Genomic DNA, 13,618 nt, shown 5'->3' with positions numbered 1-13,618 from the left:
GGCTTTTGAACAGTAAACTCTATTGTAGATCAAAAACTAGCCGATCGCCCGATCGTTTTTTCCTGGGGGTGTAGATGCTAAACTCCACCTGGAATTATTGCTGAGGTGAGTATGCGTATTTTGATTTTGGGGGGTACGCGGTTTATTGGGGTGGCGTTAACGAAGTTGCTAGTAGCAGCGGGACATGAGGTGGTGCTGTTAAACCGGGGGAATAATCCACCGCCTGTACCTGGACTACGTACTATTATTTGCGATCGGACGCAACCTGAGGCTTTGAAGGCTGCCCTAGCCCATGAGTCTTTCGATGCTATTTTTGACAACAGCGGTAGGGAGTTGAGGGATACGCAGCCGTTGGTGGAGTTATTCCGCGATCGGATTCGTCATTTTGTCTATGTCAGTTCGGCGGGGGTGTATCAGGAGTCGGAGCTGTTGCCCCACTTTGAGGGGGATGCCATTGACCCCAAGAGTCGTCACAGGGGGAAGTGGGAGACGGAAATGTATTTGCACCAGGCTTACCAGGAAAATGGGTTTCCCTATACGGCGATTCGTCCTGTCTACATCTACGGTCCAGGCAATTACAACGATGTGGAGGCGTGGTTTTTTGACCGCATCAGTCAGGGGCGCCCACTTCCTATCCCCGGCGACGGTAAGTTCATTACCCAGTTAGGGCATGTGGCGGATTTGGCGGCAGCCATGGTGGCAGTGTTGGGCAATAGCCAGGCGATCGGAGAAGTCTACAATATCTCGGACATGCGCTATGTCACTTATATAGGCATTGCTAGAGCTTGCGCAGAGGCGATGGGTAAATCCCCGGATGACCTGGAGTTTGTTTTCTATGACCCCGATAAATTTGACTTTGGTAAACGCAAAGCTTTTCCCTTTCGCCTGCAACATTTCTTCTGTTCCATCGATAAAGCCCTCAATGACCTGGACTGGGAGCCAGAATACGACTTGGTCTCAGGGCTACGTACTTCCTATGAGCAGGACTACCTCCAACAAGACCGATCGGGGGTTAGCTTTGCTACAGATGATATGATCCTAGCGGCTCAGGGCTAAACGATCGAGGTAGGGGGCAGGGTTGACAGCAATCCAGCCATCAGCGGTGGGGGAAAGAATTTCAAAGTGGAGGTGAGGTCCCGTCGATCGCCCTGTTGATCCCACCAGACCGATTTGTTGCCCTTGGACAACTTTCTGCCCTGGGCGGACGGTGATGAGGGAGAGGTGAGCATAGCGGGTGCGGGCGCGGCTGTGTCGAATTTCTACTAAGTTGCCATAGCCCCCTGCCCAATCAGCAAATTCCACAATGCCATCGCTAGTAGCTAGAACCGGTGTGCCGTGGGGAGCGCCAAGGTCAATGCCGCTATGGAATGCCCATTCTCCCGTAACAGGATTGGTGCGCCAGCCAAAACCAGAAGTGACGGGGACAACGTAGGGGAGAGGGTAGCCGCCACTGGCAATGATGACAACAGCGCTTTCGGGGGTGAAGTTGGGCAGGGGGGGGAGTTCGGGCTTGGGTTTCCACAGTACGCCAGGGACAAACACCACTTCGGGACTGGGCTGACAGCCATTCTTCTCAAACAGGACATCGGGGCGGGTGTTGTAGGTCTGAGCGATCGTTTTGTAGTTCTCTTCGTCCTTAAGGTGATGGAAGATGCCATCGGCGGGGGGAATTTGTAAGATTTGCCCTGGTTTGACTTGCCCGTTGCGCACAGGGGGGTTCAAGCCCATGATACTGGCAGGGGAGAGTTTGTAGGTCTGGGCAATGCTAGCGAGAGTCTCTCCCGGTTGGACAGTGTGGGGGCGGACTTGTTGCAGGGGGGGCGGAGCACAAAACCGATCGGGCTGTACCTGGGCTAGAGCTAGCAGGGAAAGCAGAGCAAATTTAACGGACATGATCCACAGTGGGTAATTTTTGAATGTCCTTGTTCTTGCCAATTACCACGATCGCTGAGCCTGCCTGCAATTTCACGTTGGGGTCGGGGTTAATTTCAAACTTGCCATCGCGGCTTACTGCTAGGACACTGACTCCATAGCGGCGGCGGAGGTTCAATTCCAATAAAGTTTTACCATTGAAGGCTTCGGGTACCACAATTTCCACAATGCTATGGTCGGGGTCTAATTCAAACCGCTCTAGAATACCCCGTTGGGTGAGGGAACGGGCAAGGGCACAACCCATCTCTGCTTCAGGATAGACCACATGGTCTGCTCCCACTTTTTTCAACAATGTGCCGTGAATTTCCGAGGAAGCTTTCGCTGCTACCCACTTCACCCCCCCTTCCTTCAGATTGAGGGTAGTAATGATGCTCTCTTCCAAGTAGTTGCCAATCGCTACAATCACTGTCTCAAATTCCAAAATGCCCGCCTCCTTGAGAGCGAGGGGGTTAGTGCTGTCCAGTTGAATACAGTGGGAAGCCAGGTGCTCTGCCAAAATTTGGTCTACTCGCTCTTGGTCTTTGTCGGCAGCCAGGACTTCATAGCCCTGGGAGTGGAGAGTTTTGCAAACAGCTTTGCCAAAGCGCCCCAAACCAATTACTGCAAACTGGCGGGGAGCTTCGTTGCGGAGGTTGCGAAAGAAATCCAAGGACGAAAAGTTCACAGCTTTGGGCTTCGCACCGTTTTGTAGTTTAGCACGTCTGCTATGCCCCTCGCAGATTAGGAGGTTTACTGCAAAGTCTTTGTCTTCCCGTTGGCAAGGGAAACCGATCGGTTGAAATTGTGCCCAGTTTTGCCCTCAGCACTTACACGCTGAAAATTGATATATACTGCAAAGCTTCAATAATTAACAGTGGGTGGGTGCTACCGATTTTCCCTATCACACAATCTTCTGCGCTATAATCTTGACAAATTACGCAGCGAGATTACATGAATCTCTGGGCTGACATTGCGCAAGTACTAGCACCCCCAGGTTACAAGCGACTGGCAGGCAAGTTGGTCCGCCAGGTTACTACCGTCCCATCTCCGCATAAACCTTCACCAGAAGCTGTTGTTCGCGACCATCTCGCTCAAAGGATTCCGGGGAGTCAAATTGAGGTGCCGACGCCCTATGGTCGGATTGACATTCTCACACCGACAGAAGTGATCGAAGTGAAGCGAGCAACTCAATGGAAACAAGCAATTGGGCAAGTGCAAATTTATGCTCAGGCATATCCCCATCACCGTCTGCGCATTCACTTGTTCGGCACAGTTAAAAATAAAACCTTAATCCGCAAAGTTTGTCGTGAAAAAGGGATTCGTTGTACATTTGCTGAGCCAAGCGAGTAACAGAGGGTAGGAAGAACTACAGGCGGTGAGCAACCACCACGCCAGACAATCTGGCTACAGTAAAAACTCATTGGCTAATTGTTCCCAGCTTGCCACTGGTAGGTTAAAACGATCGAGGGCAGTAGATGATGACTACTGTCAGGCGTCCAGTCATAATGTGTCGGTGAAAGAATTTACAAAATAAGACAGGGTATTGTGATAGACATGGATACATTTTTGGCCTGTTTCTGGCGATGAGGTAATAACAAAATGTCAATGACATTTCTAGAGATGGCGCAAAAGATTTTGAAGGAAGTAAAACAACCCCTTACAGTGTTGGAAATTTGGCAAAATGCTGTAAGTAAAGGTTATGACAAGCTGGTTGATTACAAAGGTAAAACACCTGAGAAGACCCTAGGGGCAAGACTCTATGTGGATGTACGAGATAACCCTTCAACAGTGTTTAAGACAATTGAGGGACGACCAAGGCGTTTTTTCCTCAAGGGTCAAAACATAACGGGAACAAACCCGCCACCAACAAGACCTAAGAGTATAACTTTACTCGAAAAAGATTTGCATCCCTTGATGGTTTATTATGGCTTTTATTACTTGAAAGCGTATCTAAAGACAATCAACCATAATAAATCAGACAAAAAAGCCTTCGGTGAATGGGTTCATCCAGACATTGTTGGCTGTTACTTTCCTTTTCATGATTGGGATAGGGAAGTGGTAGAACTCAGCAATATGATGGGAAACACTGCGGTCAAGCTTTACTCATTTGAACTAAAGCGAGAATTGTCAGTTAGTAATTTACGAGAAGCATTTTTTCAGGCTGTTTCCAATTCATCATGGGCAAATGAAGGATATTTGGCAGCAGCTAATATTGACAATGAAGATGATGACTTTATGAGTGAGTTAAAGAGGCTATCAACAGCGTTTGGTATAGGTATTATTAAGTTAGATATTCGTGACCCTGACTCTACAGAAATTATTCTCCCAGCGAGGGCAAAAGAAACTGTTGATTGGGATACTGTAAACAAGTTATCTAGGATTAATCCAGACTTCAGTGAGTTTTTGTGGCGGATAAAAACAGACATGAGTATTAAAGAAGTGAGGAAAGAGATGTACGACCAGGTAATGGATAAGGATGCATTGGTGGGATTTCTTGCAAGGAAAATATCAGAATGCTAGTACAGCACTTGTATGTTGCTGTGGCGCTAAACCTATCAGGCTGTGGGAACCAGCTTCCAATCGATCGGGACACAAAGTTCAGCATTTAACACAAGTCACCTGCTCTTTCCCGTTAAAAAGCGCTAAAGTAACATTGACCGCCAAAACTCCTAGATGTTCTCTATTAGTACAGCATACCGACTAGTAAGGCTAGAATATTCTACCTAGTCCCAAGGAAGAGATGTGAAAGGAAAGGTCTACTTAGTGGGAGCTGGTCCGGGCGACCCTGAGTTAATTACGCTAAAAGGTAAGCGTCTCCTAGAGAGCTGTGATGTGGTGGTCTATGATGCCTTGGTGAGTGAGGGTGTTTTGGCGCTGATTAACCCCCAAGCCGATCGCTATTTTGTGGGCAAACGGAGGGGCAGGCACACGCTGCTACAGGAAGAAACAACGGCTCTGTTAATTAAGCTAGCAGACAGTCATGACAGGATCGTGCGCTTGAAGGGAGGCGATCCCTTCGTGTTTGGCAGGGGGGGAGAGGAGATGGCGGATTTGCTTAGGGCAGGGATTGCCGTAGAGGTAGTGCCAGGGATCACAGCGGGGATTGCTGTACCAGCCTATGCGGGTATTCCCATTACCCATCGGGAGTTTAGTTCTAGTGTCACTTTTGTCACGGGGCACGAAGCGGCAGGGAAATACCGTCCCTCTGTGAATTGGCAAGCGATCGCCCAGGGGTCAGAAACGATCGTGATTTACATGGGTTTACACAATTTGCCCACGATTGTGCCCACGCTCCTAGAAGCAGGACTATCTCCCCAAACCCCCGTAGCAGTCCTTCAACAAGGAACATTGCCCGAACAAGTCAACTTTTACTGCACTCTCGGTACGGTGTTGGATATGGGAGCAAAGTTGGAACCCCCTGCGATCGTGGTTATTGGCAAAGTTGTGGCACTAGCCCCGGAACTCAGGGGGCTTGGTAACGCACCATCGTGGTAGTTTGGTTGTACTGGAAGCCCAGGCGTAGATAGAATTCTTGCTGGTAGGTGGTCATCAAGTAGACCCGCTCAACACGGTGGACTTTGGGGTGGGCGAGAATTTTTTCCACTAGTTTCCGCCCCAAGCCTGTACCCCGAAATTCAGGGGCAATTACCACATCCCAAATAGTTGCCCGATACACTCCATCGGAAGTCGCCCGTCCATGCCCAATTAATTTCTCCCCGTGCCAGAGCGTAATCACAGGTTCCGAGTTGCCCAAGGCAGTAGCCAAATCTTCTATTGTCCTTCCCCGCGCCCAAAAAGCCGAGCGATCGAATAGGGCTTGCAATTGCAACAGATCAACTTTGTCTGCACCTTCTAGAAATAGGACTTCCGCAGGAGTAAAAGTTGAGACCATAGGCGCACAGGAGGATACCGCTTCATCATACAGTTAAAAGAAGGGAAAAATTGCTACAGCGGCTACAGCGAACTAAAACTTGCCATGTCCTACCATTCGGAAATTCCCAGTCAAATTCGCCGTCTGTTTTTGCCCAAGCGGTTTGCTCTCCTAGAAGCAGTGGTGATTGGGATTGTGGCAGGGATAGCAGCCATTGTCATTAAGACAGGAGTTGGCTGGTTGGGGGGCTGGCGTGTGCGCTTGGCAGGGATGGGTTTACCGGAGTACGTGCTACCGATCGGGGGTGCTCTGGGTGGATTGCTGGCAGGGGTAATCATCCAATGGGTAGCCCCGGAAGCCTATGGTAGTGGTGTACCCCAGGTGAAAGCTGTGTTAGCCCGTGTGCCCTTAGTGTTGGACTTGCGCATAGCCCTGGGCAAGTTGTTGGCAGCAGTTATATCGATCGGGTCGGGGATTGTTCTGGGGCGAGAAGGCCCCACGATTCAGGTAGGGGCGGCACTGGCAGCACAGTTAAGTCAATGGTTTCCTACTTCTCCTGAGTATCGGCGGCAATTGATTGCGGCGGGGGCAAGTGCAGGGTTAGCAGCAGCCTTTAATACCCCTATTACTGGGGTACTGTTTGTGGTGGAAGCTCTGTTGCAGGACGCATCTAGCTTTTCCCTGGGTACAGGTGTACTGGCAGCCTTCATTGGGGCTTTGATTTCTCGCTATCTGGGGGGAGAAGAGCTTTCCCTAAATGGTACACCTGCTAGTCGCTATGCTGAAGGAATTCATTTCTACGCCAATGAGATACCCCTGTATGTGGTGGTTGGTGTTTTGACGGGGATGGGAGGGGCACTATTCAACCGCGCGTTAATGCTCAGCAGCAAGGTATTTCGGCGGGGAGTTAACCTACCTGTGCCAGCGAGGATAGCAGTGGCGGGCTTTATCTGCGGAGCAATTATTGCGGCACTACCACCCACTTTCCGTGACCATGCGGGCTTGAAGTCTCTAGTTAGTGCTGGCGAGACTGACATTTCCCTAACTGCTTTGGCTATAGCTGTCCACACCAGTTTAACTCTTATTGCCTTTGGCTCTGGTTCCCCAGGAGGATTGACTGCTCCCAGTGTGATTATTGGTAGTGGCTTGGGATTATTGGTGGGACATATCGCCAACTGGTGGCATTTGGTGCATCATGTCAAGACCTTTGCTTTGGTGGGGGGTGGGGGCTTTTTCTGTGGTGTGGCCCGTACACCCATTTCCGCGGTGATCATCATCTTTGAACTGGTGGGGAACTTTGAAATTGTCCTACCCCTGATGATTGTGTCGGTAGTTGCCTACTTCACGGCGGAGAAGGTCTATCCCAACTCCATCTACGACCACATTCTGCGGGCAAATGGCATTGACCTCACTAGCAAAGCGGACAAGGAAGAATCCATCCTAGCTAACCTGACAGCGGGGGACGTAATGGTGCAGGCGGTGGAAACCTTGGATAGTAGTATGACCCTAGAAGAAACGATCGTTGCTTTTACTAACTCCCACCATCGTGGCTTCCCTGTCCTCAGTCAAGGCAAATTAGTAGGGATTGTCACCGAGACCGACCTAGCTATTGCCCAGGGGAAAAACTTACCCCCCCACACCCCCCTCCGGGAGGTGATGACCCCTGATCCCCTGACTGTCCCTCCCCAAGCCTCTTTGCGTGAAGTGCTGTACTTACTGAATCACTATCAAATCAGTCGCCTGCCTGTGACCCTAGGGCGAGAGTTAGTGGGCATCATCACCCGCAGTGACATCATTCGGGCAGAGTCGGAGAAATTGAGCGGGCAGGTACTACATTACCGCCAGCCTTCCTACTGCATCTATCAAACCCGTGCTCCTTCCCTCGGTCGGCGCAAAATCCTCGTCCTGGTCAACAACCCCAAGACAGTAGCGACCCTGATGCACATTGCCCGATCGATCGCCCAAGTGCAGGATTACGAAATCGAATGTCTCCATGTCATTACTGTCCATCGTGCCCGTGCCCCCATGGAAACTCCTGTAACTATTGGCAAAGCGCGGCGGTTGTTGCGGGATTGTCAGAAATGGGCAAAACAATGGGGCATAGATTTGCACACCCAGATTCGCACAGCTCATGATGTCGTACAAGCAGTTTTGGATGTCACCAGGGAAGACCGCATCGGTGTAATTTTGTTGGGTTGGCGGGGGCAGGATTTTACCCCGGGGCGAGTATTTGGGGATGTCGTGGATACCTTGATTCGCCAAGCTCCCTGCCATGTGTTAGTGGTGCGGTTGGATAAGGAGTCCAAGCCAGTGGGGGAGTGGAATCGCTGGTTAGTGCCTGTGGCAGGTGGTCCCAACGCCCAAGTAGCAATTCAAGAGTTTCTACCAGGTTTGGTCAAATTGGGCAATGCCCCCCACATTGAACTCTGTCAAGTTTTCCGCCGGGAACAGGACATTACAGATGACAAGTTGATGCACGCTGACGCTGACTTCCTCCGAGCCAGAACCCATTGCCCTGTCCATACCAACAAGATTATCTCCCCTGCAGTTGCGGAAAGTATTATTGACTGTGCCCGTCAACTAGAAATTGACACGATCGTCCTAGGCGCTAGCAGGGAAGGGTTTCTCAGACAAGTGGTGCAAGGCAACATCCCCGAAACTATTGCTAGGGGTAGTCCCTGTACGGTCATTCTCCTACGGGCTGCTAACACCTAAACAACTGTAGATGACAGAAGCCACCGATCGGGACAGGCTGTCGTAGTCATAGCCCCCCTCCAACCCAAAGACAATTCTGGGAGTCACCTGCAAACAACACCTAGTCATTTCACCGTAGTCTTCGGGCAAAAATTTCAAGCCACCGAGGGGGTCATCGGCATTGGCATCAAATCCTGCACTGACAATGAGAATATGAGGTTGGAACTCTTGCATGAGGGGAAGAATTTCCTGACGGAAGACTTCCAGGAAAGCCTTGCCAGAGGTACCAGCACGAATCGGGAAATTGAAGATGTTGTTGTGGTTACCCCTTTCCTCGGCAAAACCTGTGCCTGGATAGAAGAAAGATTGGTGGCTAGAAATAAAGCGAATTTTGGGTTCGTCCCAGACAATTTCCTGGGTGCCGTTGCCATGATGTACGTCCCAGTCTAGGATGCACACCCGATCGACAAACTGCAAAGCGTAGAAAGCTGCAATGGCGGCATTAGCAAACACACAGAAACCCATCCCCGTTGTGCGCCTTGCATGATGTCCTGGGGGACGACAGAGACAAAAGACTGGTTGGTTAGTAGCTAAAACCCGATCGACTCCATCTAACCAAGCCCCCACCGCCCGACAAGCCACCCGAAAACTGTCTCTGGAAACAGGGGTATCGTGGTCTAGGTACCCCCCCCCTTTCTCACACATTGCCTCTACCGCTAAAACATAATCACGGCTGTGCACCTGTAGAATAAACGGCAGTACATCCCGATCGCTGGGAGTCAACCACAACAACTGATTAGACCAGTCCTGCTGCAATAAATACTGACGGATCGCTGTCAACCTGCCCCCATTTTCTGGATGAAAACGCCCTGTGTTGTGTTGGAGGAACTCTTCTGAATAAACAATGGCAAACATGATGCACCTGCCCCTACCTTGCCTCCATGTTCATAATAATCTTGCCTAAGTCAAACCGATCGATGTGGTAAACCTTGCCACAGAACTGACAAACTACCTCTGCCCCACCGTCTTTCTCCATCATCTCCCGTAGCTCGGAAATACTGAGCATGCGCAAGGCACTAAGAACCCGATCGAGAGAACAGGGACAGGCAAAGCGCAAGGGTGTTACCTCAGGCAAAACTTCCGGGTGCAACCCATCCAACATGTTTACCAGAATCTGGGCAGGGGAACTGCCAGACCGCAATAGCCGCGAAAAACCATGGAAATTCCGCACTCGCTCTTCCAGTAAATCAATGAGGGTATCATTCTCTGCTTCCTGGGGCATGAGTTGCAAGAGTGCTCCTCCCGCTGCCTCAATCCCTTCACTGTTGACATGGACTCCCACTAGAACTACCGAGGGGGTTTGCTCTGAAGTGTAAAGATAGTGAGCTACTGCCTGCCCTACCTCCCCCGAAGCTAACTCCACCGTACTAGTGTAGGGAATGCCGATTCCTTCATCCCGAATCACACAGAGAAAGCCGTTGTGCCCGATCGCTTGTCCCACATCCAAACCGTTGTTGTCGTTGAGGGGAATTTCCACCTGGGGATTTTTGACGAAGCCACGCACTGTCCCATCTGCCCCTGCATCAGCAAAAACTTTGCCCAAAGGACCGTCCCCCATAATTTGCAAGCTGACTCGTGCTTGGGGAGTTTTCATCCCAGATGCCAGGAGTAAAGTAGCAATCATTGCCTGCCCCAAAGCCGCACTGCCCACTGCCGAGAGATTGTGTCGTTTCCTGGCTTCTTCCACAAAACCCTTGCCTGTGATTCCCACCGCTCTGATGCCACCGTTGGCTGCTGTCACCCGAATCATCTCATCCGCCATGCTTCCCCTCCTCCCCAGGACTCCAATATAGCTCATGTTAGCCGCAGTCCAGATAAACTAAATGCTGATCTTCCCTCTCTCCTGGGATAGAGTTGCTAGGGAGTAAGTTTTGACCAAAGGCAAGGGAGAAGAAGAGGGAGGGCAATTCTGGGTCGTCACTGCGGAGTTGTTGAACAATTGTAGGGGGAGAGGCATTGCCGTAGAGGGTTTGCAGTAGGACAAACACCACTGCTAAAGACACACCTATACTGGGATGGGGGGCATAGAATTTAACTTGCTGCATTTCAGTCACCGATCGGTTTTGTAGTTGGTTTAGCAGGCGATTCCAAGTGTTGGTTGCTTGCTGCCACAATTTGTGACTGCGCCACCGTTTGAGAGTCAGCTTTTTGTGATGGTATATACGTTGCAAAATAAAGATCAGTAGCACGGGATGAACATCCTGTTGCAGATTAAATTGTCCAACTTCTTTCATTTGACGGCACAGTTCATCCCCGATGTGAATTAATCTATCGAGTATTTCATTAAACTGGAAAAACTTAATACCCAAGGGAGAGATATTTTGTTGTCTATTCCCTTGGTCTAGCCAGCGAAAAACAGCGCGAAAATTTACCCATACTGGTTGATGGACGTAGGGGTTAATAAAGTTATAGGCATCCTGGAGGAGGCGGGGGGGAAGCAGACCCCGATCGGTAAAAGCTTGCACGATCAAAAGACGGTGGAGGAGGAGACGGGTGATTTGTTGGTCTAGTTGAGGTGTGAGGACGCCCAGTTGCGCCAGGCGATGGTGCATATCTTTCGTTAAATTGTGGTAGAGTTGGGTGCAGTAACGATAGAAATTTTGCCCCAATTCCTCTTCCGTTGCCTCTGTTAGTTCCAAGAGTTGATAGACTTTAGCTTGACGGGGCTGGCTGGGATTACCTAACAAATTGCGGCGGCAGAATAGGGCATAGAAACGCTCCAATTGCTCCCGATCGTGGAGTTGGGCAAACTGAAAAACCTGGCTAAAGACTATCCCATATTCCCGATAGTAAAGGGCAATAGAATTGAGGTCAGTAACAATCAACCAATCGATACTAGCAGGGAAAATGAGGGGCACAGGGGCACTACTAACTAAAATCTCACCCTGGGGCTGATAAATGCTAGGGCTGAAATAGCCCCAAAAAATCCGATCGGTTAAATCTAGTTCCCAGGAGTCACCCTCAGCAAAGGGAGATCGGTAGCCCAAAACCCCGCAAAACAAATCATGAATTGCCTGCCATTTGTCCAGGGGATTATCACTTGCCTGGGCTGCCACCAGCTGCCCCCAAAACAGACCAAACCGATCGGTCAAATCCTGGGGGTAGGCAAACTTAAGGCAATGCTCCTGGAGAACACGGGGATGAAACAGAGGCGCTAGGGGAATCAATCCTCAGAGGAGGTCTCCAACTCAGCTAGTTCTTCAGGGGTCATTTCCGCCAGACGCTGGCGCAACAGAGCGGTTTTGTAGCGTTCCATCTGTTGGTGGAGTGTCATATTACCCGTTGCCACGCGAAATAAATAGGTAGACAACCAACCCAGCAATCCCAGCAAGACAATTACCTGACTCCAGATGCCCGCCGTTTCCCCTGGGAGACCGATAATGCGCAAGACCATGTAACTCATCCCCCCAAACAGGAAAAAGGCAAAGGCAAGGAGCAACGCATCAATCCGTCGCATTACAGTTTCCGCACCTCAGGACGAAAATTCAAAAAGGGAGAAATTAATAACAACCCAGGGAAAAAGAAGAAAGCTACAAAACAAATAAAGACTCTTTCCCAAGAACCGGTCTTAAACCAGCGCGCCTGGAAGTAAAACATCAATAGCAAAGGAATAACTAGCAAATACGCCCCACCTAGGATGATATAAGTAAGAAGAACTTCCATCTGTTTCTACCGACTGTTCTTTTCTAATGTAGCAAAAAATGTCACTACTGCTCAGCCGCCTGCAGCGCTACCTCAGACAAACCGATCGTGCACGCCAATTCCTCCGCCCTCGCCAGTACGAAGAACAACAGGGCTTTGCCGACAACCCCAAGCAGGGAGACGCGGAACTACTGGAGCACCCTTTCAGAGCCATTCCGGTGGGTGAGCCAGAACCTAGCCCCTTTACCCACTTCCTCGATGGCATTCAGCGCAGTTGGTTGCTCTACTATGTAGAAGGTGTACCTGTCTATTACGGCTATACAGCGGCAGTAATCAGAGCCAGAACCGATCGTGTCCTCTCCACCTGGCAACACCGCCAGCAAGAAGCCCTCTACCTACCCACCCGTCTCTGCTCTGAAAGCCAAGCCCTAAAAGAAATTCCCATCATTGATACCCTAGGAGAAACAACAGTAGTTCCCCCCGACCTGACCAAAATAGCGAGGGACAAAATCAGCAGCGATCGACAACAACTAGAAACCCAACTCGCCGCCACCTGGATGCAACAGAACTGTCCAGGCTGGTTAGTTATAGATGGTTCAATTAGGGCTACAGGGGCAATAGCAAGTCACGATCGGGTCATTGGCATCATCAAAACCCACAACACCCAATTCTTCAGCTGGCAGGAACAACAAATCATCCAAAACCTCAAGGCGGGGGAACGTTCTAGCACCTTCTGCCTGCTGATCTTATTTGATCAGAATTCCCCCCCCCGATCGGTTTGTAGTTGGTACTTACGTTTACGGGAAGGCAGTGGGGACGACATACATTTTGGTCTAGTACGCATAGAAATTTCTCCTACTTGTCAGGCAACCCCTGATCAAATTAGTCGTTGGCTCCTAGATGAAACCCGCCCCCTCGCTCTCCCCGATACCCGTTGGGACAGAATGATTTACCCCATCAGAGACTGTGAAATGTATCTCCGCAGTCAAGAACCCCATCCTGCTAATTTCGGCTGGTTGTTTTAGCAACGGAAGTGTGAAAATTGCCCAAAATAGCAATAGTGGTATAACGCCGATCGAGGACATCCGTGCGGTAGATACTAAAAATTACTAAATTGCGGCGACGGGAAGCATTACTAATAAAATCGCGAATTTTCTCCCGTTGGACATCCACCCCTGTGCGACAAATACCTGCTATTAAATTAGCCACTTCCCCCAACAAATTCTTTAGGTCTTTTGCGCCACAAATTTCCTCTTTCACATCGTCAGCCAACTTAAAAGTGGCATATTCTAAATAGGCTTCCCGCGAAGGATTAGTCACTGCCAGAAGAATTATCAGAAACCCTAGACCAATCCCCCCAAACTGCGCCCACTTTACCCAACTTAGCCCCTTCATCATTGCTCTCCCTACCCCCCTCCACGATTATATCCCCCCCACAGC

Annotated in this window: 15 protein-coding genes; 6 read left to right on the top strand and 9 right to left on the bottom strand. The window is 50.1% G+C overall.

Translation table 11 applies throughout. From position 1 onward, the window contains the following. Positions 1 to 111: 111 nt before the first annotated feature. A complete protein-coding gene (locus tag NZM01_10565) occupies positions 112 to 1,056 on the top strand; it encodes an NAD-dependent epimerase/dehydratase family protein (protein MCS6960475.1) in 945 nt (314 codons plus the stop codon). Here the strand turns inward: NZM01_10565 and NZM01_10560 are convergent. Both NZM01_10560 and NZM01_10555 read right to left on the bottom strand, forming a co-directional pair. After that, positions 1,039 to 1,893, bottom strand: a complete 855-nt coding sequence (locus tag NZM01_10560; protein MCS6960474.1) for a M23 family metallopeptidase — start codon at positions 1,891 to 1,893, stop codon at positions 1,039 to 1,041. The genes NZM01_10565 and NZM01_10560 overlap by 18 nt on opposite strands. Beyond that, positions 1,883 to 2,596, bottom strand: a complete 714-nt coding sequence (locus tag NZM01_10555) for a TrkA family potassium uptake protein (protein ID MCS6960473.1) — start codon at positions 2,594 to 2,596, stop codon at positions 1,883 to 1,885. Before NZM01_10555 ends, NZM01_10560 begins: the two co-directional genes overlap by 11 nt. A gap of 434 nt (positions 2,597 to 3,030) precedes the next feature. On the opposite strand from NZM01_10555, the gene NZM01_10550 reads away from it, so the two are divergent. The 3 genes from NZM01_10550 (at position 3,031) to cobA (ending at position 5,406) form a co-directional block, all read left to right on the top strand. Further along, on the top strand, positions 3,031 to 3,261 hold the full coding sequence (locus tag NZM01_10550) for a hypothetical protein (protein ID MCS6960472.1): 231 nt from the start codon (positions 3,031 to 3,033) through the stop codon (positions 3,259 to 3,261). Between the two features lie 249 nt (positions 3,262 to 3,510). Further along, positions 3,511 to 4,431: an HTH domain-containing protein gene (locus NZM01_10545; protein MCS6960471.1), complete on the top strand. Its 921-nt coding sequence runs from the start codon at positions 3,511 to 3,513 to the stop codon at positions 4,429 to 4,431. A gap of 222 nt (positions 4,432 to 4,653) precedes the next feature. Continuing rightward, positions 4,654 to 5,406 carry a uroporphyrinogen-III C-methyltransferase gene (cobA, locus tag NZM01_10540; protein MCS6960470.1) on the top strand — a complete coding sequence of 251 codons (753 nt, stop codon included), beginning with the start codon at positions 4,654 to 4,656 and terminating at the stop codon, positions 5,404 to 5,406. Here the strand turns inward: cobA and NZM01_10535 are convergent. Further along, positions 5,375 to 5,803 (bottom strand): GNAT family N-acetyltransferase, encoded by a 429-nt coding sequence (locus NZM01_10535; protein ID MCS6960469.1) that lies wholly within the window; start codon positions 5,801 to 5,803, stop codon positions 5,375 to 5,377. The two genes, cobA and NZM01_10535, sit on opposite strands and share 32 nt — an antisense overlap. 84 nt (positions 5,804 to 5,887) lie before the next feature. Here NZM01_10535 and NZM01_10530 point away from each other — a divergent pair, with 84 nt between their 5' ends. Beyond that, entirely contained in the window at positions 5,888 to 8,497 is a 2,610-nt protein-coding gene (locus NZM01_10530; protein MCS6960468.1) for a chloride channel protein, read from the top strand. Here the strand turns inward: NZM01_10530 and NZM01_10525 are convergent. The 5 genes from NZM01_10525 to NZM01_10505 are packed head-to-tail and all read right to left on the bottom strand — an operon-like array spanning position 8,477 to position 12,199. Beyond that, complete coding sequence (locus NZM01_10525; protein ID MCS6960467.1) at positions 8,477 to 9,391, bottom strand: histone deacetylase; 915 nt, start codon at positions 9,389 to 9,391, stop codon at positions 8,477 to 8,479. The two genes, NZM01_10530 and NZM01_10525, sit on opposite strands and share 21 nt — an antisense overlap. Positions 9,392 to 9,404: 13 nt before the next feature. Then, positions 9,405 to 10,298, bottom strand: a complete 894-nt coding sequence (hslO, locus tag NZM01_10520; GenBank protein ID MCS6960466.1) for an Hsp33 family molecular chaperone HslO — start codon at positions 10,296 to 10,298, stop codon at positions 9,405 to 9,407. A gap of 37 nt (positions 10,299 to 10,335) precedes the next feature. Next, entirely contained in the window at positions 10,336 to 11,703 is a 1,368-nt protein-coding gene (locus NZM01_10515) for a hypothetical protein (GenBank protein ID MCS6960465.1), read from the bottom strand. After that, the gene (locus NZM01_10510; protein ID MCS6960464.1) at positions 11,700 to 11,993 is read right to left on the bottom strand and encodes a DUF3007 family protein; all 294 of its coding nucleotides are present in this window, start codon (positions 11,991 to 11,993) and stop codon (positions 11,700 to 11,702) included. Before NZM01_10510 ends, NZM01_10515 begins: the two co-directional genes overlap by 4 nt. After that, positions 11,993 to 12,199, bottom strand: a complete 207-nt coding sequence (locus NZM01_10505; GenBank protein MCS6960463.1) for an NAD(P)H-quinone oxidoreductase subunit L — start codon at positions 12,197 to 12,199, stop codon at positions 11,993 to 11,995. The genes NZM01_10510 and NZM01_10505 overlap by 1 nt, the downstream gene beginning before the upstream one ends. Positions 12,200 to 12,237: 38 nt before the next feature. Here NZM01_10505 and NZM01_10500 point away from each other — a divergent pair, with 38 nt between their 5' ends. Next, positions 12,238 to 13,203 (top strand): hypothetical protein, encoded by a 966-nt coding sequence (locus NZM01_10500; GenBank protein ID MCS6960462.1) that lies wholly within the window; start codon positions 12,238 to 12,240, stop codon positions 13,201 to 13,203. On the opposite strand, the gene NZM01_10495 is transcribed toward NZM01_10500, so the two are convergent. After that, the gene (locus tag NZM01_10495) at positions 13,181 to 13,576 is read right to left on the bottom strand and encodes a DUF4359 domain-containing protein (GenBank protein MCS6960461.1); all 396 of its coding nucleotides are present in this window, start codon (positions 13,574 to 13,576) and stop codon (positions 13,181 to 13,183) included. The two genes, NZM01_10500 and NZM01_10495, sit on opposite strands and share 23 nt — an antisense overlap. Positions 13,577 to 13,618 lie beyond the last annotated feature (42 nt).

Source organism: Pseudanabaenaceae cyanobacterium SKYG29 (assembly GCA_025055675.1).
In the GTDB taxonomy this organism is placed as follows: Bacteria; Cyanobacteriota; Cyanobacteriia; order Pseudanabaenales; family Pseudanabaenaceae; genus M5B4.
This window is presented reverse-complemented; position numbering and strand designations above follow the sequence as displayed.

Bases quoted from the DNA above. Each gene is read 5' to 3' on its own strand.
- NZM01_10510 (MCS6960464.1), bottom strand. From the start codon at position 11,993: ATGCGACGGATTGATGCGTTGCTCCTTGCCTTTGCCTTTTTCCTGTTT.
- NZM01_10505 (MCS6960463.1), bottom strand. From the start codon at position 12,199: ATGGAAGTTCTTCTTACTTATATCATCCTAGGTGGGGCGTATTTGCTA.
- NZM01_10535 (MCS6960469.1), bottom strand. From the start codon at position 5,803: ATGGTCTCAACTTTTACTCCTGCGGAAGTCCTATTTCTAGAAGGTGCA.
- NZM01_10525 (MCS6960467.1), bottom strand. From the start codon at position 9,391: ATGTTTGCCATTGTTTATTCAGAAGAGTTCCTCCAACACAACACAGGG.
- hslO (MCS6960466.1), bottom strand. From the start codon at position 10,298: ATGGCGGATGAGATGATTCGGGTGACAGCAGCCAACGGTGGCATCAGA.
- NZM01_10565 (MCS6960475.1), top strand. From the start codon at position 112: ATGCGTATTTTGATTTTGGGGGGTACGCGGTTTATTGGGGTGGCGTTA.
- NZM01_10500 (MCS6960462.1), top strand. From the start codon at position 12,238: ATGTCACTACTGCTCAGCCGCCTGCAGCGCTACCTCAGACAAACCGAT.
- NZM01_10545 (MCS6960471.1), top strand. From the start codon at position 3,511: ATGTCAATGACATTTCTAGAGATGGCGCAAAAGATTTTGAAGGAAGTA.
- NZM01_10530 (MCS6960468.1), top strand. From the start codon at position 5,888: ATGTCCTACCATTCGGAAATTCCCAGTCAAATTCGCCGTCTGTTTTTG.
- NZM01_10560 (MCS6960474.1), bottom strand. From the start codon at position 1,893: ATGTCCGTTAAATTTGCTCTGCTTTCCCTGCTAGCTCTAGCCCAGGTA.
- NZM01_10495 (MCS6960461.1), bottom strand. From the start codon at position 13,576: ATGATGAAGGGGCTAAGTTGGGTAAAGTGGGCGCAGTTTGGGGGGATT.